This window comes from Schaalia sp. HMT-172, assembly GCF_030644365.1.
GTDB lineage: Bacteria > Actinomycetota > Actinomycetes > Actinomycetales > Actinomycetaceae > Pauljensenia.
Map to the genome: position 1 here is coordinate 1309777 of NZ_CP130058.1, position 25075 is coordinate 1334851.

The 25075-nt window shown below is 66.9% G+C and carries 22 protein-coding genes, 1 tRNA gene and 1 pseudogene; 14 read left to right on the top strand and 10 right to left on the bottom strand.

Translation table 11 applies throughout. The features are described 5' to 3' along the window. The first annotated feature begins 39 nt into the window (after positions 1–39). The 5 genes from QU663_RS05515 to QU663_RS05535 all read left to right on the top strand — a co-directional run bounded on the left by QU663_RS05515 (position 40) and on the right by QU663_RS05535 (position 7092). Complete coding sequence (locus QU663_RS05515; RefSeq protein ID WP_021612356.1) at positions 40–969, top strand: YafY family protein; 930 nt, start codon at positions 40–42, stop codon at positions 967–969. Next, the gene (locus tag QU663_RS05520; RefSeq protein ID WP_021612355.1) at positions 962–1897 is read left to right on the top strand and encodes a YafY family protein; all 936 of its coding nucleotides are present in this window, start codon (positions 962–964) and stop codon (positions 1895–1897) included. Before QU663_RS05515 ends, QU663_RS05520 begins: the two co-directional genes overlap by 8 nt. Then, complete coding sequence (locus tag QU663_RS05525; RefSeq protein WP_021612354.1) at positions 1894–4656, top strand: RNA helicase; 2763 nt, start codon at positions 1894–1896, stop codon at positions 4654–4656. Before QU663_RS05520 ends, QU663_RS05525 begins: the two co-directional genes overlap by 4 nt. A gap of 74 nt (positions 4657–4730) precedes the next feature. Continuing rightward, the gene (lnt, locus tag QU663_RS05530) at positions 4731–6287 is read left to right on the top strand and encodes an apolipoprotein N-acyltransferase (RefSeq protein WP_021612353.1); all 1557 of its coding nucleotides are present in this window, start codon (positions 4731–4733) and stop codon (positions 6285–6287) included. Positions 6288–6306: 19 nt separating this feature from the next. Next, positions 6307–7092 (top strand): polyprenol monophosphomannose synthase, encoded by a 786-nt coding sequence (locus QU663_RS05535; RefSeq protein WP_021612352.1) that lies wholly within the window; start codon positions 6307–6309, stop codon positions 7090–7092. Here QU663_RS05535 and QU663_RS05540 read toward each other — a convergent pair. Further along, positions 7089–7454 (bottom strand): RNA polymerase-binding protein RbpA, encoded by a 366-nt coding sequence (locus QU663_RS05540; protein WP_009056016.1) that lies wholly within the window; start codon positions 7452–7454, stop codon positions 7089–7091. The two genes, QU663_RS05535 and QU663_RS05540, sit on opposite strands and share 4 nt — an antisense overlap. A 162-nt stretch (positions 7455–7616) precedes the next feature. Between QU663_RS05540 and QU663_RS05545 the strand changes: the two genes are divergently transcribed. Beyond that, positions 7617–8360 (top strand): phosphatase PAP2 family protein, encoded by a 744-nt coding sequence (locus tag QU663_RS05545; protein ID WP_021612350.1) that lies wholly within the window; start codon positions 7617–7619, stop codon positions 8358–8360. 33 nt (positions 8361–8393) lie between these two features. After that, on the top strand, positions 8394–9908 hold the full coding sequence (locus tag QU663_RS05550) for an Hsp70 family protein (RefSeq protein WP_034481809.1): 1515 nt from the start codon (positions 8394–8396) through the stop codon (positions 9906–9908). A 77-nt stretch (positions 9909–9985) separates the two neighbouring features. Here QU663_RS05550 and QU663_RS05555 read toward each other — a convergent pair whose 3' ends face one another. The 7 genes and pseudogenes from QU663_RS05555 to pepN all read right to left on the bottom strand — a co-directional run bounded on the left by QU663_RS05555 (position 9986) and on the right by pepN (position 16533). Continuing rightward, positions 9986–10537 carry a MerR family transcriptional regulator gene (locus tag QU663_RS05555; protein WP_034481805.1) on the bottom strand — a complete coding sequence of 184 codons (552 nt, stop codon included), beginning with the start codon at positions 10535–10537 and terminating at the stop codon, positions 9986–9988. 112 nt (positions 10538–10649) lie between these two features. Then, positions 10650–11417: a MerR family transcriptional regulator gene (locus tag QU663_RS05560; RefSeq protein WP_021612347.1), complete on the bottom strand. Its 768-nt coding sequence runs from the start codon at positions 11415–11417 to the stop codon at positions 10650–10652. 1 nt (position 11418) lies between these two features. Beyond that, entirely contained in the window at positions 11419–11853 is a 435-nt protein-coding gene (locus QU663_RS05565) for an FHA domain-containing protein (RefSeq protein WP_009056029.1), read from the bottom strand. 105 nt (positions 11854–11958) lie between these two features. Next, positions 11959–12774, bottom strand: coding sequence for a DUF881 domain-containing protein (locus QU663_RS05570; RefSeq protein WP_021612346.1), 816 nt, complete (start codon positions 12772–12774; stop codon positions 11959–11961). A 1-nt stretch (position 12775) separates the two neighbouring features. Further along, positions 12776–13108, bottom strand: a complete 333-nt coding sequence (locus QU663_RS05575) for a small basic family protein (protein ID WP_007589292.1) — start codon at positions 13106–13108, stop codon at positions 12776–12778. Next, positions 13105–13959 carry a DUF881 domain-containing protein gene (locus tag QU663_RS05580; RefSeq protein ID WP_021612345.1) on the bottom strand — a complete coding sequence of 285 codons (855 nt, stop codon included), beginning with the start codon at positions 13957–13959 and terminating at the stop codon, positions 13105–13107. Before QU663_RS05580 ends, QU663_RS05575 begins: the two co-directional genes overlap by 4 nt. Next, a pseudogene (gene pepN / locus QU663_RS05585) lies at positions 13956–16533 on the bottom strand (aminopeptidase N). Before pepN ends, QU663_RS05580 begins: the two are co-directional and overlap by 4 nt. 71 nt (positions 16534–16604) lie before the next feature. Here pepN and QU663_RS05590 point away from each other — a divergent pair. The 5 genes from QU663_RS05590 to QU663_RS05610 all read left to right on the top strand — a co-directional run bounded on the left by QU663_RS05590 (position 16605) and on the right by QU663_RS05610 (position 22029). After that, entirely contained in the window at positions 16605–18185 is a 1581-nt protein-coding gene (locus QU663_RS05590; protein ID WP_034481801.1) for a UDP-N-acetylmuramoyl-L-alanyl-D-glutamate--2,6-diaminopimelate ligase, read from the top strand. Positions 18186–18264: 79 nt separating this feature from the next. After that, entirely contained in the window at positions 18265–19818 is a 1554-nt protein-coding gene (der, locus tag QU663_RS05595) for a ribosome biogenesis GTPase Der (RefSeq protein ID WP_021612342.1), read from the top strand. A gap of 158 nt (positions 19819–19976) precedes the next feature. After that, the gene (locus tag QU663_RS05600) at positions 19977–20612 is read left to right on the top strand and encodes a DNA-3-methyladenine glycosylase I (RefSeq protein WP_021612341.1); all 636 of its coding nucleotides are present in this window, start codon (positions 19977–19979) and stop codon (positions 20610–20612) included. A gap of 60 nt (positions 20613–20672) precedes the next feature. Next, positions 20673–21185 (top strand): PH domain-containing protein, encoded by a 513-nt coding sequence (locus tag QU663_RS05605; protein ID WP_021612340.1) that lies wholly within the window; start codon positions 20673–20675, stop codon positions 21183–21185. Between the two features lie 46 nt (positions 21186–21231). Next, on the top strand, positions 21232–22029 hold the full coding sequence (locus tag QU663_RS05610) for a DUF421 domain-containing protein (RefSeq protein WP_021612339.1): 798 nt from the start codon (positions 21232–21234) through the stop codon (positions 22027–22029). 434 nt (positions 22030–22463) lie between these two features. Here the strand turns inward: QU663_RS05610 and QU663_RS05615 are convergent. Further along, positions 22464–22537, bottom strand: a tRNA-Pro gene (locus QU663_RS05615). 226 nt (positions 22538–22763) lie between these two features. Between QU663_RS05615 and QU663_RS05620 the strand changes: the two genes are divergently transcribed. Then, on the top strand, positions 22764–23321 hold the full coding sequence (locus QU663_RS05620) for a hypothetical protein (RefSeq protein ID WP_156912142.1): 558 nt from the start codon (positions 22764–22766) through the stop codon (positions 23319–23321). Positions 23322–23474: 153 nt separating this feature from the next. After that, positions 23475–24272 (top strand): hypothetical protein, encoded by a 798-nt coding sequence (locus tag QU663_RS05625; RefSeq protein WP_021612336.1) that lies wholly within the window; start codon positions 23475–23477, stop codon positions 24270–24272. 62 nt (positions 24273–24334) lie between these two features. Here the strand turns inward: QU663_RS05625 and cmk are convergent, their stop codons facing one another. Then, complete coding sequence (gene cmk / locus QU663_RS05630) at positions 24335–25063, bottom strand: (d)CMP kinase (protein ID WP_021612335.1); 729 nt, start codon at positions 25061–25063, stop codon at positions 24335–24337. Positions 25064–25075 lie beyond the last annotated feature (12 nt).

Sequence of the window (25075 nt, forward strand, 5' to 3'; positions counted from 1 at the left end):
GCACGCACGGGACGCGCACGCGTCGCGTAGGGTAGGTGGGTGAGCACCGCCCCTACCGCCAACGTGCGCGTCCTTGAGCTTTTCGTCGAGCTCCTGGGTGCGCGGCCGGGACGCACCAAGGCGCAGTTGCGTTCCCTTCCCGGCTATCGAGGCCTGGCCGACGACGCGTTCGAGACACAGTTTCAGCGCGACAAAGACGCCCTGCGCGACGCCGGGGCACACCTGAGCATTGGGCGCGGGGAGCGTTATTCGATTGCGCGTGATTCTTTCGCCCCCGACATTGAGGTCACGAGTGTGGACCGGGTGCTGCTCTCGCTTGCTGCCCGCGCCTGGGACCGCGCGGATATCGTGGCGGATTCGATCGACGCGAAGGCGGCGGCCGCGTCGGATGAGGACATCTCCGCGCCCGCGATTCGCTTGGGGCTGCGGGGGCTGGAGGCCGCGACGTCTTTCGCGCGCGCTATTCGCGAGCGCCGCGTCGTGAGCTTCGAGTACCCGGGGTCGGGGGATCTGACAGAGCGCGCGGTGGAGCCGTGGGCCCTGAGCGTTCAGGGGCGGGCGCTGTACCTGTGGGGCTGGGATCTGGATCGGGACGCGGAGCGCACGTTCCGCGTGTCTCGCGTGCGCTCCGCGGTTGAGTTCTTGGGGGAGGAGGGTGACGCCTCTCCGGCCCCCGCGCGCGTCGCCCCGCGCGTCTCCTCGCTGGTGTCCCCGCTTGTTCGCATCCGACGGGGCAGTACCGCGCGGAGTCTGCTCGCGGGGTACGAGGCCTTGGATGAGCGCGCAGCGAGCGTGCACACGCGTGAGGGCTGGGAGCCTGTGAGCCTGGAGGATGGTGAGATCGGCACGTGGATCGCCCGGCTCTTGCCGTTGGCAGCCGACGTGGTCGTCATCGGTCCCGACGCGCTGCGCGCAGCGATGCTCGACCGCCTACGATCGGCTGCGGCCTGGGGAGGAAACGATGCCTGAAACCGTGTCCTTGGCCATCGTGCGCCTGTCCTCGATGATCGCGTGGATCGCCGAGCATCCGGGGGTGCACGTGGATGAGTTGTGCGCGCACTTTGGCCGCACGCGCCGCCAGGTGCGGCGCGACATCGAGTACGTGGCCTCCGTTGGTGATTCGCTGCCCGGGCAGTCCTTCGAGGTCGACTGGGGACTGTTCGAGGAGGAGCAGCGCGTGTCGCTGCGCGCGACGCTGGGGGCGAGCGCGCCCCTGCGTTTGTCGGAGGTGGAGGCTCAGGCACTCCTGATCGGCCTGTCGGCCATCGGCCCTCTCCTGGCGCCGGATGTGGCTGCGCACCTGCCCCATGCGGCCCTCGTCGTGAGTGCCCTGGGCGGGCTAGAGGAGGCGTGCGCCCAGGGCCGCATTGACGCCTCGCCCGTCCCGGCCTCGTCCACCATCGCCGACGCTCTGCGCGAGGCCCTCGCGAAGGCTCAGCGCGTGTCTTTCGACTACGTGTCTGCCCAGGGACGCTTCTCACACCGCGTCGTCGACCCGTGGTCGTTGGAGGCGAGTTCGACCGGCTGGCTGCTGCGCGGATGGTGCACGCAGGCGCAGGGGCCTCGCACGTTTTCGCTCGCGTCGATGTCGAACGTCGGCATCGTCGGACCGCGCGTTCGCTCTCCGCGCCGGGTGCACGACGACGCACCGACCTGGACGCTCGACGTGGACCGCACCGCCCGCTGGATCGCCGACGAGTACGCGGGCAGCGTCGTCGATGAGCTCCCCGATGGGGGAGCGCGCATCCGCGTGCCCGTGTGGAACGAGGAGTGGGGGCTGAGCCTGCTCACCGACATCGCCGCGCACCTGCGCGCCGTGACGCCCGACCGTCGCGCCCTGGCAGGCACGCGTGCGCGTTCGATCATCACCGAGTGGAGTCGGGAGGAAGAATCGTGAGCCCGAAACGACGCAGGCACCGAGCGGCACACGCACGCTTAGTCGAGGTCGAGGAACGCACGAGCGTCGGAGAGGGCAGCGCCTCCCAGCGTTACGCGGCCTACAGGGAGTACGAGCGCGCCGCAGCGTCGCTGCGCGCTCGCTGGGTCGAGGGGTTGAGTTTTACCCCCGATCCCTTCCAGATCGATGCGCTCGACGCCGTCGAGGCGGGAAACTCCGTGCTCGTCGCGGCCCCGACGGGTGCGGGCAAGACGATCGTCGGCCAGTTCGGGGCATACGTGGCTGTGCAGCGCGGCATGCGGGCCTTCTACACGACGCCCATCAAGGCGCTGTCGAACCAGAAGTACCTGGAGCTGTGCAAGCTGTACGGGGCTGACAACGTCGGCCTGGCGACCGGCGACACGTCGATCAACTCCAAGGCTCCCATCGTCGTCATGACGACCGAGGTCTGCCGCAACATGATCTACGCGGGGGCGCCGTTGGAGGACCTGGGCGTCGTCGTCCTGGACGAGGTGCACTACCTGGCGGACAAGATGCGCGGCCCCGTGTGGGAGGAGGTCATCATTCACCTGCCCGCGCACGTCGCCATCATCGCTTTGTCGGCGACGGTCTCCAACGCGGAGGAGTTCGGCGCGTGGATCCGCGAGGTGCGTTCCTCCTGCGAGATCATCGTCTCCGAAAAGCGCCCGGTGCCGCTGTACCAGCACATGATCGTCGGCGAGGAGATTTTCGACCTGTACGCGCCGACCGGCAAGGGCAAGCTCAACCCTGAGCTGGTGGCTGCCACGGGCGACTCGGGGATGCGAGGCGGACGCGGGTCGCGCTCGTGGAACCGGTCGCCGCGCGTGCGCCGCGAGTCGCGGCCCTCGACCCTGATTTCGCTGGACCGGGCGCACCTGTTGCCCGCGATCACGTTCATTTTCTCGCGAGCGGGCTGTGAGGACGCGGTGCGTCAGGTTCTTCTGACCCGCATCACCCTGACGACTCGCTCCGAGGCGGCCGCCATCGAGCGCTACGTCGACGAGGTGATCGCGCTGATCGCCCCCGAGGACGCCGTCGTGCTCGGTGTCGACGCCTGGAAGCGCGGCCTGATGCGCGGCATCGCGGCCCACCACGCGGGGATGCTGCCGCTCATGAAGGAGACGGTTGAGCACCTCTTCTCGGAGGGCCTGGTCAAGATGGTGTACGCGACCGAGACACTGGCCTTGGGAATCAACATGCCCGCCCGTACCGTTGTCATCGAGTCCCTCACGAAGTGGAACGGCTCCGCCCACGTGTCCCTGTCGGCCGGTGAGTACACGCAGCTGTCCGGGCGCGCGGGGCGCCGCGGCATCGACACCGAGGGGCACGCGGTCGTTTCTCACCGCGGGGCAGTGGCGCCCGAGGAGGTCGCGGCCCTGGCGTCCAAGCGCACCTATCCGCTGATCTCCGCCTTCACTCCGACCTACAACATGGTCGTCAACCTGTTGGCCCGCTCGACCCGCGCCCAGACCCGCTCCGTCCTAGAGTCTTCCTTCGCCCAGTTCCAGGCAGACTCCGCGGTGGTCCAGCTGGCGACGCGCCTGAGCGAGCTTGAGGCCCTCAGGGACTCGGCGGCCGATGACCTGTCTTGCTCGCGCGGCGACGTCGGCGAGTATCTCATGATGCGCGAGCGCATCAGCCAGGCCGAGAAGGCGGGCGCGCGCGCCCGCAAGCGCGAGACTCGTGAGGAGTCGCGCCGCGTCCTTGCGGGGGTGCGCACGGGTGACGTGCTGGCCCTGTCCAGGGGCCGCAAGGTTCGTTTGTGCGTCGTCGGCGCGAAGGCGACCGCCGCCTCGGGCCGTGTCGAGGCCTCCGTCATCGGCGAGGATGCCACGTGGCGCGCGCTCGCCCCGGAGGATGTGCGCGGCGGCATCGCGATCGTGGGGCACATGTCGATCCCGGGCGGTTCGGCTCTGAGGCGCACGAAGGAACGCACGCGCATCGCCGCAGAGCTGCGCTCGGGCGCGGCCAAGGGACGATACCAGCTGCCCGCCGATGCGGCGGGGGAGGACACGATCGGCCAGATGCGCGCCGCCATGCGGGCCCACCCCGTGCACCGCTGCCCCCACCGTGAGGAGCATGCTCGCGCGGGCGCCCGGTGGGCGCGTATGGGGCGCGAGATCGAGCAACTGCGCCGCTCGATCGACTCTCAGACCGGTTCGGTGGCCGCCCAATTCGACCGCGTGTGCGCCGTCTTGGAGCGCCTCGGATTCCTCGACGGTGACCGCGTGACGGCCTCGGGGCAGCGCCTGCGCCGTATCTTCGGCGAGCGCGACCTCGTCGTCGCGATGTCCCTCAACGAGGGGGCGTGGAACGACCTGGACGAGGCGGAGCTGGCGTCGATCGTCTCGGCCCTTGTGTACGACTCGCGCAGCGACGACGAAGCGAACGAGCTGGCCCCCACGGGGGTCGGGATCCGCCTGCGCACGGCCTGGGAGGAGTGCGTGGGCACGCTCGCGCGCGTGCACCGCGTCGAGAAGCAGTGCGGCTGCGAGCCCACACCGTCCCTCGACGCTGGGCTGATGTCCTCGACGCTCGCGTGGGCGCACGGGTCGACGCTGGCGACCGCGATTGACGGGGCCGAGATTCAGGCCGGCGATTTTGTGCGGTGGATGCGCCAGGTGATGGATTGCCTCGGGCAGATCGCCTCCGCCGCGCCAACAAGCGATCTCTCGCGCACGGCCGAGGCCGCCAAGGACCGCATCGGTCGCGGTATTGTTGCGTGGTCCACCATCTAGCGTGCCGGGAGGGTAGCGTGAGGACTTCGCAGATACTGCGCCGCGCGTCGATTGCACAAACGTGCGCGGACGCCATGATCGGGGCGGTGGCCGGGCTGGCTCTGTACTCGTCTTTTCCGCCGCTGGGGTGGTGGTGGATGTCGATTCCGGCGCTCGCGCTGTTCATCTCCCGCATCGACGAGGCCCGGGCCCCCAGGGCGCTTGGCGTCACGCTTTCCTTCGGCATGAGCATGTGGCTGCCGCTCATCGACTGGATCCCCATGGCGGTGGGAACGCGGGCGGCGTGGTTCGTGCTCGCCTTCGTGCAGACGCTATTCCTGTGCGCCTGGGTCGTGTTCGTCCGGTGGACGAGCCTGTGGCGCGCGGCTCGCTCGCCGCTGGCGCAGGCGCTCCTGTATGCGATCAGCTGGGCGGGGGTCGATGCCGCGCGCTCGCGCTGGCCGTGGTCGGGCTTCCCGTGGGGTTCGGTGGCCCTACCTCAGGTGGATTCCCCGCTCGGGCATCTCGCGCCCGTCGGCGGGACGAGCCTCGTTGCGGCCGCCGTCGTTTTTATCGCCGTTCTCCTGCGCCGGTCGTGCGCCGGGCGAGATGGGGCGGTTGCCCCTGAGCACCGTTTCTCACGGCCACTCCTGGCGCTGAGCGCGTGCGTGCTTGTCGTTGCCCCGGCGGCGATTCCGCTGTCGAACGAGGCGGAGGCGGGCACCGTGCGCGTCGGCGTGGTTCAGGGGGACATCGCATTGCCGGGCGCGCAGGCCTACAGTCATCCGGGTGAGGTGACGGGAAACAACCTGCGAGCCTCACTCCAGCTCGCCGCAGACCCTGCCGTCCAGGAGCGGCCGATTGACGTCGCACTGTGGGGCGAAGGCTCGGTGGATCGAGACCCGGTGGCCTTTCCCGCGATCGGCGCGATGGTGGACGAGGCTGCACTGGCACTGGATGCGCCGATCATCATCGGCTACACCAACCTGAACGAGCGCGACCGCGTGAAGAACTGGCTCGCCGTGTGGGAGCCGGGGCGAGGCGTCGACGAGGAGGCTCGCTACTCCAAGCACGTGCCCGTACCCTTCGGGGAGTTCATCCCCTTCCGCGAGGTCATTTCATCTTTCGCCACCGAGGTCGCCCAGGCCAGCAAGGACATGGAGGCGGGGCAGGAGGCTCCCCTCATGACGCTTCGTCTGCGCGACGGGCGCGACGTGCCCGTGGCCGTCGGCATCTGCTTCGAGGCGGCCTACCCCTCGGTCATCGGGCAGGGCGTGGCGCTGGGCGGGCAGATGATTGTGACGCCGTCGAACAACTATCATTTCCGTTCTTCGGGGGAGTCCGCCCAGCAGGGCCAGCTGCTGCGCATGCGCGCGATGGAGTATTCGCGCGCCGCGATCCAGTCATCGACGACGGGCAGCTCCTACGTGATCCGGCCGGATGGAAGCGTGTTGGCCTCCACAGACACGCAGAGCGTCGCCACGCTGATCGCAGACGTTCCCCTACGTACCTCGACAACGCTCGCCACGCAGGCGGGGGAGCGGATCCCGAGTGCCTTCATGGGTGCGACGCTCCTCATCGCACTCGCAGGGCTCGTCGCGGCTCTTCGCGGGCGCGCCTCGATGCGCCCAGCAGGTGCGACCACTCGTTAAAACAGGCAGAATGTGACTCATGACTAACGCGCAGCGTCTTGCCCCAACTCCTCAGGGCGACCACACCCTCGTCGTCATCCCGACCTACAACGAGATGGAGACGCTGCCGAGGCTCCTCGACGAGGTCTGGGCTCAGCTTCCCGCGGCCCACATCCTCATCGTTGACGACTCTTCGCCCGATGGCACGGGGGAGTGGGTCGACGAGCGGCGTGCGCGCGAGGAGCGGCTCTTCGTCCTGCATCGCCCCGCGAAGTCCGGTCTGGCAACCGCCTACGTGGATGGCATGGGGTGGGCCATCGCTCACGACTATCCGTTTATCCTCCAGATGGACGCGGACGGATCGCATCGTCCGATCGATCTACCCAAACTGCTGGCGCGCATGGGAGGACCCGACCAGCCCGACCTCGTCATTGGCTCTCGTTGGGTCGCCGGCGGGCGTATCAACGGGTGGTCAACCAAGCGCGTCGCCCTGTCGAAGGCGGGCAATTATTATGTCCGTTTATGCCTCGGGACCCCCGTGCGGGACGCGACCGCGGGGCTGAGGGTTCATCGGTCCTCGTTCCTTGCGAGCCACGGCGTGTTGGAGCGCGTGGCGACCACCGGCTTCGGCTTCCAGGTCGAGATGACGGAGCTCGAACGTTCCCTCGGAGCCGTTATCGCCGAGGTGCCCATCACCTTCGATGAGCGAGTGGCGGGGGAATCGAAGCTCGACTCGTCGATCTTCGTCGAGGAACTCGCCATGGTGACAAAAGGCGGCCTGAGCCGTCTGGCCCAGGCCGCGCGTTCGCGGTTTCGCAGGGGTTAGCCCTTGCGGTAGGAGCCTTCGGGACGCAGGCGACCCTCGCGGTAGGCGGTGAGCTGCTCGCTCAGGACGACCTCGAGTTCCTCGATGGAGCGACGCTCGAGCAGCATGTCCCAGTGGGTGCGCTGCGGCTTGACGGGCTTGTTATCCTCGTCTTCCTCGGTTTCGCCGATGAGCTCGGCGGTCTGACCGCACTTGCATTCCCAGGTGGCGGGAGCCGTGGCCTCGCTGGAAAGGGTCACCTCGAACTCGTGTCCATTCGGGCACGCGTACCGGACGATGAAACGGTCGGCGAAAACGACACCATCCTCGGACTCGAGGGACTTGGCGCCGATCTGCATGCCACGCAGTGCGCGGTCAGCCATAACTGCCTCCTGGACGTAGTGAAGAAACGGGTCCATTCTATCGGACACGTCAAGCGGAGCGCCGTGTCACCCCTCGCGACCCCACCCCCTCGATCCGATAATGTACATTATGTCCGTTTTCCTCCCCCGGGCGCGCCCCTCCCACGCGCTAGAGTTACGACCATGACAACGGACCATCAATCACAGCAACACACCAGGCATCCCGTGCGAGAGGCGCTCACACTCGCCCTCGCCTGCCTGGCCTACTCGGTCCTCTCGTTCTTGGCGCGCGCCAGTGAGTCGCTCGCACTCAGCCACGCCCACAGCATCGTCGCCCTCGAGCGCCGCGTTGGCGTCTTTATTGAGCCGTCTGCAAACGCATGGCTGGGCGCACACTCAACCCTTGCCTCGCTCGCATCGACACAGTACGCGACCACATTCCTCCTCTTTACCGGGCTGACGCTCGTGGCGCTATGGATCAAGGCACCACAGTTTTACTCCCGGGCCAGATGGACGCTCGTCGTCATGACACTCGGCGCGCTCGCCACCTACTGGAGCTACCCGCTTGCTCCCCCGCGGCTCGTGCCAGGACTTGGCATCGCCGACTCCGTCGCCGAGCACACCTCCTCGTATTCCCACCTCTTTGGCACCCTCGCCAATCCCTACGGAGCCATGCCGTCGATGCACACAGGCTGGTCGGTGTGGGTGGCCGTCATGCTCGGAACCTACGTCTGGCGTTCATGGTGGGCGCGTCTCACACTCGCCCTCCATCCAACTCTGACCATCGTGACAATTGTCGCAACAGGCAACCACTATGTGATGGACGCCATTGCAGGAATCGCATATTTCCTGATCGCATGGCTCTGCGTCACACTCACCCGCCGAACCTTACTGAGAAACGTGCGAAGCACCGGCGAGACGTCCTAGGATGCACCGAAAATGCGCGCTACTGTTGAGGCTATGAGACTTGGAGTAGATTTTGGCACCACCACGACCGCGATCGCTATTGTTGATCGAGGAAACTATCCCATCGTCTCCTTCGTCAACAACCGAGAGGACACGGTCGACTTTATCCCCTCGGTGCTCGCACTCGACGGCGATCGCCTCGTGTTCGGCTTCGACGCCGAGGACGCCGCGCGCGAGGGCGCGCCTCACCTGCGCTCCTTCAAGCGCCTTCTGTCCGACCCCTCGGTGACCGACACCTCCACGCTGCGCCTGGGCAACCATTCCATCCCGATCCTTGATGCGCTCACCGGTTTCCTGAGCTACGTCGCCCGCCAGCTGCGCACGAACTCGTCCGTGTCCACCGTGCCCGCCGATGAGCCCCTCGAGGCCCTCGTCGGCATCCCCGCTCACGCGTGGTCCGCCCAACGCTTCCTCACCCTGGAGGCGTTCCGCCGCGCCGGATGGAACGTCCTGGCGATGGTCAACGAACCCTCCGCAGCGGGTTTCGAGTACACGCACCGCCACGCAGGCACCCTGAACTCGAAGCGCACCGCCATTCTCGTCTACGACCTGGGCGGCGGCACCTTCGACGCCTCCATCGTGTCGGCGACCGGCACGCTCCACGAGGTGCTCGGCTCTCGCGGCCTGAACCTGGTCGGCGGCGACGATTTCGACGTTATCCTGGCAACGCGCCTGGCCGCTGCCGCGGGCACGGATTCCGGCCTGCTCGGGGACGCCGCCTGGGAGCGCCTCATCGAGGACGCTCGCTCCGCCAAGGAGGCCCTCTCCCCCTCCACGAAGTTCATCACCGTTCCCGTTGACGGCGAGCCCACTACGATCACGGTCGCGGACTTCTACGAGGACGCGACCGCGCTGGTGGAGGCGACCGTCGAGGCCATGGAGCCCCTCCTGGTCCCCGACGCGTCGGGCGTCGGCCAGCTCGGTGGCGACATCGCCGGCCTCTACGTGGTCGGCGGCGGCTCCCAGCTGCCCCTCGTCGCGCGCATCCTGCGCTCGCGCTTCGGGCGCCGCGTGCACCGCTCGCCCCACACGGCGGCCTCGACCGCGATCGGCCTGGCCATCGGCGCCGACCCGGAGGCCGCCTACACGGTGCGCGAGCAGCTCTCGCGCGGCGTCGGGGTCTTCCGTGAGCGAGACGCTGGTTCCTTCATCTCCTTCGACACGCTGCTCGAACCCAACACCGAGCTGGCGCCGGGCGAGACCCTGACGATCAAGCGCCGTTACCGCGCGGCCCACAACATCGGCTACTTCCGTTTCGTCGAATACTCCTCGCTCGACGACTCCTGGGTGCCCCGCGGCGACCTCCAGCCCTACGGGGAGGTCATCTTCCCCTTCGATCATGCCCTGCGTCGCTCGAACGTCGACATCGCGTCGGTGCCCGTCGTGCGCACGGAGGACGGGCCCCTCATCGAGGAGTCGTACATGGTTGACGAGAACGGCATGGTGTCGGTGGAGATCACCGACGTCGAGTCCGCCTACACGGTGACCTGCCCCCTCGGACGCAAGTAGGGGTCCACTCCCCCGCGCACTGATAAGGCCGTGGGCCTGGCGAATGCCAGGCCCACGGCCTTATATCAATGTGTGTGTCAGGACGCGGATCGCTTCGCGCGGCGGCGCTCGGCCAGCTCGTCGACGAAGGTGCGTTCCGAGCGCTCGAGCGGCAGCTCCGCGAGCGACCCCTCGACTTCACGCCACACGCGCCCGACCGCGATACCGAAGACGCCCTGGCCGCCCTGCAGAAGATCAATCACCTCGTCGGTGGAGGTGCACTCGTAGACGGATGCGCCGTCGCTCATGAGCGTGATCGACGCCAGGTCATCCACTCCCCTGTTCTGCAGCGAGGCGACGGCGACGCGCACCTGCTGGAGGGACACGCCCGCGTCCAGGAGCTTCTTAACGACCTTGAGAACGAGGATGTCCCGGAAGGAGTAGAGGCGCTGCGAGCCCGAGCCGCGAGCCGCGCGTATCGAGGGCTGGAGCAGGCCGGTGCGAGCCCAGTAGTCCAGCTGACGGTAGGTGATGCCGGCGGCGTTGCACGCAATCGGCCCACGGTAGCCGACCTCGTCCGTTTCGAGGCCCTCGAGCGGGTCGCCAAAAAGCATGCCCTGCCGACTCACGGCGTTGGCTTCTGCGCTCACTGTGGGGCTCCTTGGGGGTCGTATGTGATGAGAACAGGACTACGGTAGAGCACCGGGCGGGGCGGGTCAATGACCGTATCGGCGAGTCTAACCTTCAGGTTAAACATGAAAGTTAGACGCCGTCGTCACTGAGCGATGACACGGCCACCGCCAGCATGTCTCGATGCAGCTCGGCGAACAAATCACCCAACTCGATCGCTCGCGCACGCGCCCGTTCGCGGTCCGCGCCACGGCCTCGTCCCCTCTGGGAAGACACCGTCTGATCAATGATATCCGCGCTGCGCTCCGCGCCCTGGCGCACCGCGCGCAACACCCGCACATCCACGCCCGAACCCTCTAGACGCGCGATCGTCGACACCGCCTGCACGCACCGTGCCGGGAAGTATCCCGCCAGATCCGGGGTGATCAGGCCGAGACGCGAATAGCGCTCCAGCGTGTCCATATCGACACCCGTCAGGTCCGACAGGTCAGCGGCGGGGATCGCTCGGCGGCCGCCCAGCGACACCGTCTGGCCCTCCGAGGACACCACCTGCGCAACGCGACGCCGCGTCGGCGTATGTCCGGCGTCGAGGGCATCGAGCTGGGTGCGAATCACGCTGAGCGGAGTGAAAGAATCGCGCTGTTCGGACAGGACGTATCGCAGACGCTCCACGTCGGCGGCAGAGTACTTGCGGTAACCGGCGCCCGTGCGCGCGGGGCTGACGAGGCCTTCGCCCTCCAGGTAGCGCACCTTCGACAGCGAGATCGCAGGAAACTCCGTCTTGAGCTCCTCGACCACCCGGCCGATGGAAAGCACGGGGGCGTGATCGGCATCGTGCGGCCACGAGGTCGCCCCGGGCTCGGGGTGCGAGTCGCGGATGCGTGCGACGGACGCCGACACGTCAGGCCTGCTTGGTCGACGGCTGGTAGGTCAGGCGGTACTTACCGATCTGGACCTCGTCGCCGGCGTGCAGCTCGATGGAGTCGACGCGCTCACGATTCACGTAGGTACCGTTCAGGGAGCCCGAATCGCGCACCACGTGACCGCCGTTGGAGGCGATGAACTGGCAGTGCTTACGCGAGACGGTCACGTCGTCGAGGAAGATGTCGGCCTTGGGCGAACGGCCCGCGTTCGTCACCTCGGGGTCGAGGAGGAAACGCGCGCCCGTGTTCGGACCGCGCTGGACGATCAGCAGGGCGGAGCCGGCGGGGAGCGCCTCGACGGCCTCGCGGTCGCGGGCGGACAGAGCAACCGGTGCCTCTTCGACGTCATCCGCCACGGGTGCCAGGCCGAAGATCGACGTTGCTGTGGGGTCAAAAGGCTGGTTGTCAGACATGGTGCGCTCCAAAAGGTCTCGTTACGGGAATGTGCTAAGTGTAAACGCTCACCATGCCTCAGGCGCGGGCACGGCGGCTTCCGACACCATTATAGGCCGGGGCCTCTACTCGTAGGTCGCGTACTGGGGCGGGCGAGGGCTGGCGAGGGAATCAATCGTGACGTGATCGGTCGGTGTGATCGTGACAGTGGCGCCCTTGGCGCGCATCTGAGAGGCGGAGCCGGCCTGAATCTCCAGGGCGGTCGCGATCGTCTGAGACTCTCCGATGACGGTCCACGTGTAGGGCGAGGCGATGGGTGTGCCGTCCACGACAATGGACCCCGCCTGCCCCGTGAAGGCGGAGCGTGTGGTGAGCCGCACGCCGTTGAGGTCGATGGCCTCGGCCCCCGCGTTGCGCAGCTCGCCCAGCGTCATGACGAACTGCGTGGGGCTCAGGTTGGCCCCCGGGTCGAGAACCGAGACGCTCACCCCCGGCCCCTGGACGGCCACGGTTCCCGCGGCGATCTGCGCCTGGAGCGCGGCCTTCGCGGAGGCCTGTTCGCGCGCTTGGGCCTCGTCGGCAGCGCTTTGCAGGTCCTCAAGCTCGCTGGTCAGCTCTGCGCGCCGCTCGCGCAGGTTCTGCTCCCGGGTACCCAGCTCATCGAGGACGGTCACCAGGTCCTGCTCCGAGAGCCCTTCGAGAGGATCGGAGCGCTGGGCACGGACCTGCGTGGCCAGGGCGAAGCCGAGGATCATGAAGATGATGAGCATGACCACGTGCAGGCCTCGCGGGAGTGCGAAGAATGCTCCCCTGGCGCGCGCCCAGAGGCGCGGCGCAGCGTGTTCCTCGCGGTGGGCGCTCCTCCTGCGGGCGCGATTGCTCCCCTCGGCGTGGCCCGCCTCGTCGGCGGTCGCGGTCTCGTCGATGATGTCGTCGCTCATATCAGGCCTTCAGCAGGAGTCGGCGGATGGATGCGGTGTTGGAGAAGATGCGGATGCCCAGGACCACGACGACGGCGGTCGTCATGGCCGAGCCGACGCCGAGCTGCGTGCCCAAGAAGACGAGCAGGCAGGCCACCACGACGTTCCAGAAGAAAGAGGTGACGAAGACGCGGTCCGCGAAGCGCCCCTCAAGCCACGCGCGCCCCGCGCCAAAGAGCGCGTCCAGGCCCGCGACGACGGCGACGGGCAGGAAGGGCGTGAGCCAGGCGGGTACGGTCGGGTCGAGCAGGACGCCCAGGACGATTCCGATGATGAGTCCGATGACGGCAATCATGAGGTGCCTCCGTGAGTGGGGTCGGAAACGGGCGAAGCATACTGGGGGACGGAGGGCGCGAGCGCGTCCATGGTCAGGGAGGAGACGACCTTGGTGGACACGGTCATGCCAGTGACGGACTGCGCGGCGGAGAGGTAGTCCCCCGTATTACCGCGCACGAGGGCGACGGACAGGGCGTTCGAGTCTCCGATGGCGCTAACCTCGTAGGGCGAGGAGATGGGGGTGACGTTCACCAGGATGGCAGAGCCGGCGGTGCGCACGAATGTGGCCGGCCCAATCCTCTGCCCGTTGATGGAAATCGCTTCGGCCCCCGCTCCCCACAGGGCGTTGACGACCATCGCCAGATCCTGGTCACGCACGGCACCGCTCCCCTTCCCGGGGGCCGCCCGATCCGTGAGCGTCACGATAATGCCGGGGCCCGAGGCAGGAGTCGTCGCGACCTGGAGGGCCAGCGTCCCATCGGTCCCGGCGGCGTTAGCGGGGTCGGAGTATTGCTCGATGGCGTGCCCCAGCGACTGTACCTCCGAGTCCAGGGCGGCCACGTTCTCGCTACGAGTCGAGGCCTGTTGCTTCAAATCCGCCTTCACGTCGCCCGCGGGAGCGCGCAGCGACGCGGTCGCCACGACCGCACCGAAGCCGAGCGCGACGGCCACCGCGAAGACGCCAACCCGCCCTATCAGGGAGGCGGGACGCGGCCCGTGCTCCGCACGGTAGTGCTCGTATCCGGCGTCGAGAGGGTTGGCCAGAAGCGAGGTGAGCAGCGACATCGAGGCCGCGGGGTCCACCGACGAGGCCTCGATGGCCTCGGGCGCCGCCCCCGCGGTCCCGCCGCGCTCCTCCGGCCTCGTCACTGATCGCCCTGCCAGCGACGCTGGACGCGCTCGCGGCGCTCAAAGTCGTCGAGGTGTTCGACGACGATGCGGCGCAGCTGCGCGGGAGCATCCTCGTTGGCGCCGAGCCAGGAGCCCAGCAGCGAGACGCTGGCCTCGACGCTTCCCTCGCGGTCGATGTCGACGCTGAGGTCAAGGACGCCGCTGACGTAGCGCAGGGACATGCCGATCGTGTGGGACTCCCAATAGCCGCGCATGCGTGCCACGGCCTCGCCGATGCCGCGCTCGCCCTCCCAGGTGGAGGACTGCAGGCCCCGCGAGAGTCGCGCTCAGGTAGTCGTTGGACAGCGTGTCCGACCAGGCGGATTCCCACGCCCGAGCGCGGGCTGCCTCGTCGGGGATGGAGGCCAGGGCCTCGACGCTCATGCGGGCGGCCTCACCCGAACCGTCGGCGTCACGCCACGCAAGAATCGTCTCCTCGTCGACGAGGCCTCGGGCTGCCAGCGCGCGGCGCGCGCGCCAGGCGATGTCGGGGTTGTCGCTGGCCGCGAAGGCGCGTACCGTCGCCTCGTATTCGTCGCCGCCGCGGGCCGCGAACTCGGCGATAAAGGCGCGCGTGTAGGCCCGCCATGCGTCGGCGTCGTCGGCCTCCTTCGCCAAGCGAATGGTGGTGGCCAGGACCTGGCCGTGGGCATCTGCGCGCGCCGCGCCGGGCAGGAAGGAGGAGAGCGCCTCCGACACGAACAGAAGCAGGCGGTCGCGAATAGCGGGCTCAGTCTCGGCGGGGACCGCGTTCAGGACGGCAACGACGAAACGCCTGGGATCGAGCAGGCCGTCGCGCACCGCGTTCCACAGCGACGCCCAGACGACCGCGCGGGTGATGGGCGCGCCGATCGTTCCCACGTAGGCCAGGGCGACGTCGGTGGAACGCTCGTCGAGGCGCGAAATCGCATACGTGAGGTCGTCGTCGTTGATGACGACCAGGTCGACGAAGGCTGCTCCGCCGGGGAGGGCAAGCACGCCGTCGGGATCGATGGGGGCGCTCTCACCGTCGATGCGAACATCGAAGACGTGCGTGCGCTCGAGCGCGCCGGAGGCGGCACGCCACGTGGAGACGGTGACGCGATGGGGACGCAGCACACCGCCGCACGCCTCCGCGCCCTGGTGAAGGGTGAAGTCCGAGATCGCTCCGACAGGATCGGTGCGCCAGGAGGCGGACAGCGTCGAGGGGCCGGACGTCTCGAGCCAGGCGCTCTTCCAGGAGCCGAGCTCCTGATGGGAGGCGGCCTCGAGGGCCTCAAGCAGGTCGGCGAGCGAGGTCGCAGCGAAGCGATGCTTGTCGAAGTAGCGGCGCGCTCCCTCATAGAAGGCGTCCTCGCCGACCCACGCGACGAGCTGCTTGAGGACGGCTGCTCCCTTGGCGTAGGTGATGCCGTCGAAGTTTGTCTTGGCGGCGGCCACGTCGGGGATGTCGGCGGCGATGGGGTGCGTCGTGGGCATCTGGTCCTGCGTGTAGGCCCAGATCTTGCGGTTCATCGCGAAGTTGGCCCACTCCCCTGTATATTGCGTCGACGTCGCGATCGCGCTGGCGCCCTGGTTCTCGGCGAAGGATTCCTTGAGCCACAGGTCGTCCCACCACGCGGGGGTCGCCAGGTCGCCGAACCACATGTGGCACATCTCGTGCAGGGTGGTGTTCGCGCGACGCTGACGTTCCGTGAACGTCGGGGTGGAACGGGAGATGTAGCTCTCGTTAAAGGTGATGCAGCCGGGATTCTCCATGGCGCCGAGGTTGTACTCGGGCACGTAGATCTGGTCGTAGGAGCCCCACGGGAAGGTCACGCCGTAACGCTCATGGAAGAAGTCGAGGCCCGCGCGAGTGACCTCACAGACGTCGTCCGCGTCAAGGTAGCGCGCGAGGGTACGCCGACACGCCAGGCGCAGGGGAAGCTCGACGTGTCCGCCGTCGCTCGCGCCGCCGCTCCATGTTCCCCCGTCGATGACGGCCCACGGTCCCGCCACGACCGCGGTGATGTAGCTGGACAGCGGGGGCGTGGCGGAAAAATCGTGACGCACGGCGTCGTCACCGGCTGGCGTTGCGCCGACCTCGACGCCGTTGGAGAAGACGACCCAGGACGGGGGCGCGATCACGTGGAAGGTCCACTCGGGCTTGACGTCGGGCTGGTCGATGCACGGCCAGGCGCGGTGCGCGTCGTTGGGCTCGAACTGGGTGTACAGGTACACCTCCCCGTCCTCGGGGTCGGTGTAGCGGTGGAGGCCCTCGCCGGAGCGCGAGTAGTGGGCGAGCGCGCGCACTTCAAGCGTGAAGCTCTCCCCCACAGGCAGGCCGGATACCCAGACGCGATCCTCATCGTCCTCGAAGGGGTGCTCCGCGCCGTTGAGCAAGACGGTGCGGACTTGCCCGACGATATCGATGAAGGTGCGCTCCTCGCGAGCGGTCAGGGTCAGGACCGACGTGACGGGGTAGGTTTCCTGGGAGGAGTCTGCGGCACCCGAAACGTCAACGGTGACGTCAATGGAGGACACCTCGAGCGTGGCAGCGCGATGGGTTGCTTCGTTGCGTGTCAAAATCTGCATGTCTCCATCCTACTGTGTCACTGTCCATGCGTGTGCGACACGGGCAGCCGATGACGAACTACAGTAGTGCCATGACATCAGTGATTGATATTCGCCCGTCCATCGACCCGACCCCGCTCGCGCGCGTCCTCGCGGGCATCGACATCGAGGGGTTTTATGGCGTTGACGGTGCTCCCGCCTCGATCGATGCCTCCGACGTGAGCGTCACGGGCGTCACCGTTTCCTCCGACGATTGCGAGCCCGGTTGGATCTTCGTGGCGATCCCCGGCCTGACACAGCACGGCATCCGCTTCGCCCACGCCGCCATCGAGGCGGGCGCCAGCGTTATTCTCACCGACGCGGAGGGACGGGTGCAGGCACATGAACGAGGCTTGGGCGCGCCGGTCGTGCAGGTGGCCGATCCGCGTGGCGTCGTCCCCGCCCTGTGCGCAAACGTGTACTCCTCTCCCGCCACGCGCTTGACGACGATGGCCGTGACCGGCACGAACGGCAAGACGACGACCTCGTACCTGATGCGCGCCGCCATCGCTTCGCGTTTCCCCCAGGCGTCCCTGTGCGGCACCGTCGAGACGCACGTCGGACCGATCTCGTTTGAGGCGGTGCGCACGACCGCGGAGGCGCCGGTCATCGCCCGTTTCCTGTCCGCCACCGACCAGTACGGCTGCGGCGCCGGGGTCATCGAGTTGTCCGCGCACGCCCTGTCCCTGCACCGGGTGGACGGCATCGTCTTCGACGTCGCCGCCTTCACGAATCTCCAGCACGATCACCTGGACTACTACGGCGACATGGAGCACTACTTCGCCGCCAAGGCGCTGCTCTTTACACCCGAGCACTCCCGCGCCGGCGTCGTGTGCGTGGACGACGAGTGGGGCCGCCGCCTGGCCGCGCAGGCGACCGTGCCGGTGACCACCGTGTCCGCCCTGACGAGCGAGAGCGCCGACTGGCAGGTCCGCGATATTGCCCCCGACAAGGTGATCGGCCGCACGGTGTTCACGCTCGTCGACCCTGACGGCGTCGGCCACCGCGTCGCGATGCCGATCCTGGGTGAGGTCAACGTGCAGAACACGGCCGTGGCGATCGTGTCCGCCGTGACGCTGGGCATCGACCTGCCTGACGTTATCGCCTCCATCGAGGACGCTCCCCAGATTCCGGGCCGCATGGAGAAGGTCAACCCCACCCCCGGCGCCCAGCCCCTCGTGATCGTCGACTACGCGCACACGCCGGAAGCCCTCGAATGGACTCTGCGTTCGACCCGCGAGCTCACCCCCGGCCGCGTCGTCGTTGTTTTCGGCACGGACGGTGACCGCGACGCGACCAAGCGTGAGGACCTGGCGGCAATCGCGGCGCGCGAGGCCGACGTCCTGTGGGTGACCGACGAGAACCCGCGCACCGAAGATCCCCAGTCGATCCGCGACTATCTGCTGCGCGGCATCGCCTCCGTGCGCCCCGACATGGAGGACGTCACCGAGGTCACGACGTGCCGACGCGACGCCGTGCGCCGCGCCATCTTGGCGGCCGACCCCGGCGACACCGTCATCATCACGGGCAAGGGCGCGGAGTGGTACCAGGAGATCCAGGGTATCCACCACCGCTACAACGACGTGCCCGTCGCCGCCGAGGTCCTCGCTGGCGACGTGCGCTCCCACGAGTAAGCGCAACGAACCTGTGAACTGGCGCGCCACGGGGGTCCCCATACGACCCGCGTGGCGCGCCACACCGTAGACTGGGCGGGTGAACGACTTCGATACCCAGCACGGCGCGACCCCCACTCCCGGGGACGACGCGGCCGACGCCTACACCGCGGACCTGGCCCCGGCCTCGTCTGAGATGATCGACCTGACCGACGATGACGCCGCGGCCCGCGCCCGCGTCATGCGCGCCAACCTCGACCAGTTCGACCTGGACGAGGAGGATTTGGCGCTGCTCTCCGGCGACGTCGAGCTCGACGATTCCGGCGACGTCGCGGCGGGCCTGCCGGTTCTCGCCGTCGTCGGCCGACCCAACGTCGGCAAGTCCACGCTGGTCAACCGAATCCTGGGACGCCGCGAGGCCGTCGTCCAGGACACGCCGGGTGTCACGCGCGACCGCGTCTCCTACCCCGCGGAGTGGGCTGGACGCGACTTCACGCTCGTGGACACCGGCGGCTGGGAGATCGACGTCAAGGGACTGGATCGTTCCGTCGCCGAGCAAGCGGAGATCGCCGTCGACCTGGCCGACGCCGTCGTCCTCGTCCTGGACGCAACGGTCGGCGTGACGGCATCCGACGAGCGCATCGTGGAGATGCTGCGCTCGAAGAAGAAGCCGATCATCCTGGCGGCCAACAAGGTGGATTCGCCCCTGCAAGAGGCCGACGCCGCCTACCTGTGGAGCCTCGGCCTGGGCGAGCCTCACCCGATTTCCGCCCTCCACGGGCGAGGCACGGGTGATCTCCTCGACGTCGTCATGGATGTTCTGCCGACCGAGTCCGCGGTAGCCTCCGCGCTCCCGTCGGGCGGCCCGCGCCGCGTGGCCCTCGTCGGGCGTCCCAACGTCGGTAAGTCCTCCCTCCTGAACGCCCTGGCCGGCGGCGAGCGCGTCGTCGTCAATGAGCTGGCGGGCACGACCCGCGACCCCGTCGACGAGCTCATCGAGTTGGACGGACGTTCCTGGTGGTTCGTCGACACTGCCGGCATCCGCCGCAAGATGCACCGCACGACAGGCGCCGACTACTACGCTTCGATCCGCACGCAGGCAGCCATCGAGAAGGCCGAAGTCGCCCTGGTCCTCATCGACGGTTCCGCCCCCCTGACCGAGCAGGACGTGCGCGTCGTCCAGCAGGTCATCGACGCGGGCCGGGCCCTCGTCGTCGTGACGAACAAGTGGGACCTGGTCGATGAGGAGCGCCAAAAGGAGATCAAGAACGAGCTCGAACGCGAGCTCGTCCAGGTTCAGTGGGCACCGCGCATCAACCTGGCGGCCAAGACCGGTTGGCACACGAACCGCATTGTGCGCGCGCTCGACACCGCCTTGGAGGGGTGGGAGACCCGCATCCCGACGGGCCAGCTCAACGCCTTCCTCGGCCAGCTCGTGGCCGCTCACCCACACCCGCTGCGCGGCGGCAAGCAGCCCCGCATCCTCTTCGGCACGCAGGTCTCCAGCAAGCCCCCGCGCTTCGTGCTCTTCACGACGGGCTTCCTCGATCCGGGCTACCGTCGTTTCATCGAACGCCGCCTGCGCGAGACCTTCGGCTTCGCCGGCACGCCGATTCAGATTTCGGTGCGCGTGCGCGAGAAGCGCCGCAGGTAAGAACGCTTTGACACGTGGCCCGCTTCCCCCGGAGGCGGGCCACACCCGTGCCTGCACTCCCCTGGCGTGTATCCACAGGCTCGTTCCAACCGGCGTCGTTATCCACAAGCGTCACGGCGCCCCTTGACCGGTGACCACCACGCGCGCAGGATCGACACATGAACACTCCACTCACCCAATCTGCTGATCTCCCCCTAGCCTCCGGACTCACCCTGTGCGATGACGGGCTCATCCGGCCCACGTGGGCCTCCCATGACGAGCTGTTACGCAGTTACTACGACACCGAATGGGGGCTACCCGTCCACGACGAGGCGGGCGTCTTCGAGCGCCTCGTCCTCGAGGGATTCCAGGCGGGCCTGTCCTGGCGCACCGTGCTGGCCAAACGCGAGGCCTTCCGCGCGGCGTTCGAGGGCTTCTCACCGGACGCGGTCGCCGCATTCAGCACGGTCGACGTCGAGCGCCTCACTCGTGATCCCGGGATCATTCATAACCGCCGCAAGATCGAGGCGGCGATCAGCAACGCTCACGCGACGCTAGCTATGAGGAACACTTCGGAAGCGACGGACGGCCCCTCCCACCTCGGTGAGTTCGTCTGGTCGTATCGGCCGACGCGTGATCCCCGTCCGCGCTCTCACAACGAGGTGCCCACACAGCTGCCGGAGTCGGTGGCTCTCGCGGCCGACCTCAAGAGTCGCGGTTTTAAATACGTGGGTCCCACGACGATGCTCGCGCTGATGGCGGCGATAGGCATCGTGAACACAGACATTGTGGGAACGCACCGCAGGCCCCGCTGAGGCGCACTGCCACCGTCTTAGGCGTCCTCACGCACTCGCGAAATCTGGCATGATGGTGTCATGGCATTGTCACAGAAGCTCCTCAGCCAGGACGAGATCGTCGTCCGCCACATGCACACCCACATCAAGAAGCTGCTCCCCGCGATCATCGTGGAGTCGATCCTCGTGATCGCAGCGGCTGTCGGTTCTTTCTACGTTCCGGAGAACGCGCGTTACTGGGCGCTTCCGACCATTTGGATCGCCGTCCTCCTCCTGTCGATTCCGCTCATCCTTGTTCCCTGGATCAAGTGGATAACGACGACCTACACGGTGACGACGAAGCGAGTCATCACCCGCACGGGCATCATGAAGCGCACCGGTCACGATCTGCCGCTCACCCGCATCTCCGACATCCAGATCGAAAAGGACTTCGATGACCGGATCTTCGGTTGCGGCACGCTCGCCCTCCAGACATCCGCTGACGATCCGTTGCTGCTGCGCGACGTGCCGAAGGTTGAGACGGTGCAGGTCGAGATTTCCAATCTGCTCTTCAACGACATCCAGGGAGCTATCGACGCGGATCCGACGAGTTAATCACACCACGCCAAACCGCGTCCCCACATGCGAATAGACTGCTCTCATGTTCGATATTCATGGTTTCGAAATGACGGTCTTTAAGCTCCTGATCGGTGTCACCCTGATCGTCCTCCACCTGCGCCTCACGGGCAAGCAGCGGACGGTCCAGCTGACACCGATCGACTTTATCGGGAACTTTATCCTCGGTGGCGTTATCGGCGGCGTCATCTACAACCACGCAATCTCGTTCGCGGAGTACATCAGCTTCCTGCTCGTCACCTTTGGAATCATCTCCGGCCTGAACTACCTGATGTCGAAGTTCATGTCGACCCGCTCTCTCGTGATGGGAAAGGCGTACACGATCATCGAGGGCGGGCGATTTACTCAGGACGCGCTCGACAACACGGATCACAAGCTCGACCCAGTCGAGTTTCTCGCAGAGCTACGCGGCATGGGCATCTTTTCACTGAGCGACATCAGCCTCGTACAACGCGAAGCCAACGGCTCCCTGACGGTACGGCGCAAGGGCGAGGGCGGCATCAACTACGTCCTGGTGTCCAGTGGCCAGGTCGTGACCGACAACCTCGAGTTGGTACATCGCGACGAGGAGTGGCTACGCGGAGAGCTTTCGTCGGCGGGCGCTGGAGAACTGGAAGACCTCTTCGTTGTCGAACTCGACGCCGACAACCGGCTCAACATCGTCGATCAGACGGGAAACACAACTGCGATGACCGTGTCTGATCCGGCCATCAACGAGGTGACGATGGTAACCGAGTTCCAGGCCCCGCACGAGCAGTCGGCGACGCTGGAGGATGTCATCCCCGAGGATGCGCGCGAGGGCGCGGCGAAGTCTGACGGCTGACCGTTCTCGCTCCTCATTCGCGTCTCCGGCTCCCCCGGCCTCGTCTCCGTTGACGAGGCCGGGGCCGTTTTGTGTCGGTCCGTGCACTTCGCGCTCCATCTTGGATGGCGGCGGCCGGTACCGGCTAGGTAGGTCGAAATCATCCCCGTTGACGACTTCGACCTGTGCCACAGTTTACCCCACTGAGGGGGCACCCATTGTCACGCCTCACAACGCATCACATGCGCTGCGACCTGCACGAACCCGCGGAAGATTGGTCGAAAACTAGCGTTTACCGGGGGAAATAGACCACCACAGATGAGCATTACGTTTCGGTTACAAAGATTGACCGACAATTGATGCGGGGACGGAGGTCCCTCCAACGACTCCAGGCAACGAAGGCCCATGGAATACAAAAAGCGCGAGGACACAAACCTGTCCTCGCGACTCTTTTGTCGGGCTGGCGGGATTTGAACCCACGACCCCTTGACCCCCAGTCAAGTGCGCTACCAAGCTGCGCCACAGCCCGTATTCAGTTCGTCGCCGTGGCGACCTGTAGAACTATAGCGCACCCCTCGATCAGGAAGCAACCCGACGGGCGTGCGCCATGACACATTCCCCCTGTTGATCTGACAGCAGCATCCGCCGCCCTCGTGCGTTGCCTCCATATCGGCACGCAGAACAGCGGGTCGGGCGACAGATCCCAGGCTAGACTGATGCTATCTCGTCACCAACACACCGTAGGAGCACACCACATGACCATCCGCCGCCTCCTGACATCTGCCGCGACCCTTGCCCTAGCGGTCACGGGTGTTGCACTGCCGTCTGCCAGCGCGTGGGAGGCGTCGACAGTGCAGGCGAGCGCGGTCGTTGTGAGCACGGAAAACTCCCCTGCCAGCACCGCAACCACCGGACGTGCGACGCGTGCAAGCGTGTCCGTCCCCGCACCGACACGCCGTCGTTTCCGTTCACGAAGGACGTCTCACGACCCGGTTGCCGTCGTCATCTCCTTGGTGCTTTTCGCTCTGATCGCAGGTGGCTACTACCTGTTCCGTTACCTGGCTAACCAGGGGTCGCGCCGCCAGATGCAGACCGTTAATTACAACGGCCCCAGTGGGCCTCAATACGGAGTCACGGGCAACGTCTATGGCGGTGCTCAGTACCCACAGGCGGGTGCACCCATGAATCCGCCGATGCAGCAGGGAAACGGCTACGGCACGGCAGATTACGGCAACTCCTACGGCAGCCAGCAGGGCGACTATCCGTCGTCGGGCATGAACGGTGGCTACGGTTCCTACGGCAGCGGATACTGAGCTTTCGCTGCGCCTGCGGGCACTGCACCACGACCGCGTGTCACGAACACACACATTCGCTGGAATTCCGTCATTGTCTCTTCGATACGAACGTTCGGCGGTCACATGAGCAGGTCTCCCCTCACCTTTACTCGCTCTCGAAGGAAACACCACATGCTCTCTCATCGGCTTCTCGCCTGCGCAGCCACCCTCGCATGCGCGACACTGCCTCTCGTGGTTCCCGCGGCGCAGGCATACACGCTGATGAACACGCCGAGGGTGACCACCTCGAGCTCCGCAGCACTGCCTGCCTCCAGCGACACGCCTGAGCTGAACGCCGCGACGGCCGCGCAAGCACATCACGAAGCCTTCGCAAGCAGCTCTCTCACGCGCACACGCAGCAACACCGCTACCTCATCAGGTTCGACGATCACGACGTTTGAGGCCCTCGTTCTTATCGCAATTATCACGATCATTTTTTTGCCCGCGTCCATCATCTACGTCATCTTTTATCGGCAGGCGCGCAAGGACGTCCGCGATATGCCTAACTACACCAGCGTCAACGGCCCGCAGTACGGAGTGACAGGCTACCCTCAGGGCACCGTTCCCCCGAAGCAATCGCGCTACACCGGCTTCAACCCTCTCTGGTCGAGAAATACCTCCTACAGCGGTGGCCCGGCGATGCCAGGAACACCTGGCGCCCACGGCTACGGCACGCCGACGGGTCAGGGACCGGTGTATGGCACGCAGCCCTCTCAGGGACCCGCCTACGGTTACGGAACCCAACCCGGCCAGGCATCCGCGTACGGGTTTGGCGGCCAGCCGCCCGCCTACGGATACGGAGCTCAGGGTACCCAGGGGCCCGCCTATGGCACGCAAGGCGGTGTCCAGGGATATGGAACAGCGCGCTCCCCGCAGGACCAGAACCCACCGTTCGACCAGGCTCCCGGGCAAAACCATCCCAGCTACTAGCCACCGTATGTGTGTGCCCCGCAGCGAGGCGCTGCGGGGCACACACATCTACCTGCCAGGAGCTATCCCTCGCGGGCGGACAGGTCCTCGTCCACGTATGCCAGGATCGCCTCGCACACGCCGGCGATATCCAGCCCTGTCGAATCCACTGTCTCCACGCCGGGGGCCGCGGTCATAAACTCCGAGACGGTCGAGTCGGCCTTGTCGCGGCCCTCCACCTGGGCGCGCACGATCTCCATGTGCTCCTCGGTCGCGTCCCCATACAGCTCCAGGGTCCGCCGACGCAGGCGCGCCTCCTGGTCCGCCAGCAGCAGGATGCGCACGTCGGCGTCCGGGCACACGACCGTCGTGATGTCACGCCCCTCGGCGATCATGCCGGAGCCCTGCGCGCGCGCCTCCATCATGCGGCGACGCTGCTCGGCCGCCATCCACGCGCGCACCGTCAGGTTCGTCGAAATATGCTTGATCGCCAGGGCGATGCGAGGCTCGCGAATCGCCTGGGTGACCTCGGTATCCCCCACCCACACGTGCGGGTCCGCGGGATCGGAGTGCAGCCGCAGGACCATCTCGTCGGCCGCGGCTGCGACCGCCTCCGCGTCCTCCAGGTCAATGCCACGGTCGAGGGCGTACCACGTCAGCGCGCGGTACATCGCGCCCGTGTCGAGGTATCCGATGCCCAGACGCGAGGCCAGCTCCTTGGACACCGTGGACTTACCAGAACCCGCAGGACCATCGATCGCAATGGTGATGCCCACGCGCGAAATCGCATCCTGACGCATCGAGTCGTTCATCCGGTGATTCTC

What these genes read in the sequence shown, in the direction of transcription:
- QU663_RS05610 (WP_021612339.1), top strand. Translation starts at nt 21,232, where the DNA reads ATGTTCGATATTCATGGTTTCGAAATGACGGTCTTTAAGCTCCTGATC.
- QU663_RS05605 (WP_021612340.1), top strand. Translation starts at nt 20,673, where the DNA reads ATGGCATTGTCACAGAAGCTCCTCAGCCAGGACGAGATCGTCGTCCGC.
- QU663_RS05620 (WP_156912142.1), top strand. Translation starts at nt 22,764, where the DNA reads ATGACCATCCGCCGCCTCCTGACATCTGCCGCGACCCTTGCCCTAGCG.
- QU663_RS05600 (WP_021612341.1), top strand. Translation starts at nt 19,977, where the DNA reads ATGAACACTCCACTCACCCAATCTGCTGATCTCCCCCTAGCCTCCGGA.
- cmk (WP_021612335.1), bottom strand. Translation starts at nt 25,063, where the DNA reads ATGAACGACTCGATGCGTCAGGATGCGATTTCGCGCGTGGGCATCACC.
- QU663_RS05570 (WP_021612346.1), bottom strand. Translation starts at nt 12,774, where the DNA reads ATGAGCGACGACATCATCGACGAGACCGCGACCGCCGACGAGGCGGGC.
- QU663_RS05625 (WP_021612336.1), top strand. Translation starts at nt 23,475, where the DNA reads ATGCTCTCTCATCGGCTTCTCGCCTGCGCAGCCACCCTCGCATGCGCG.
- QU663_RS05545 (WP_021612350.1), top strand. Translation starts at nt 7,617, where the DNA reads ATGACAACGGACCATCAATCACAGCAACACACCAGGCATCCCGTGCGA.
- QU663_RS05575 (WP_007589292.1), bottom strand. Translation starts at nt 13,108, where the DNA reads ATGATTGCCGTCATCGGACTCATCATCGGAATCGTCCTGGGCGTCCTG.
- lnt (WP_021612353.1), top strand. Translation starts at nt 4,731, where the DNA reads ATGATCGGGGCGGTGGCCGGGCTGGCTCTGTACTCGTCTTTTCCGCCG.
- QU663_RS05520 (WP_021612355.1), top strand. Translation starts at nt 962, where the DNA reads ATGCCTGAAACCGTGTCCTTGGCCATCGTGCGCCTGTCCTCGATGATC.
- QU663_RS05540 (WP_009056016.1), bottom strand. Translation starts at nt 7,454, where the DNA reads ATGGCTGACCGCGCACTGCGTGGCATGCAGATCGGCGCCAAGTCCCTC.
- QU663_RS05535 (WP_021612352.1), top strand. Translation starts at nt 6,307, where the DNA reads ATGACTAACGCGCAGCGTCTTGCCCCAACTCCTCAGGGCGACCACACC.
- QU663_RS05590 (WP_034481801.1), top strand. Translation starts at nt 16,605, where the DNA reads ATGACATCAGTGATTGATATTCGCCCGTCCATCGACCCGACCCCGCTC.
- QU663_RS05565 (WP_009056029.1), bottom strand. Translation starts at nt 11,853, where the DNA reads ATGTCTGACAACCAGCCTTTTGACCCCACAGCAACGTCGATCTTCGGC.
- QU663_RS05550 (WP_034481809.1), top strand. Translation starts at nt 8,394, where the DNA reads ATGAGACTTGGAGTAGATTTTGGCACCACCACGACCGCGATCGCTATT.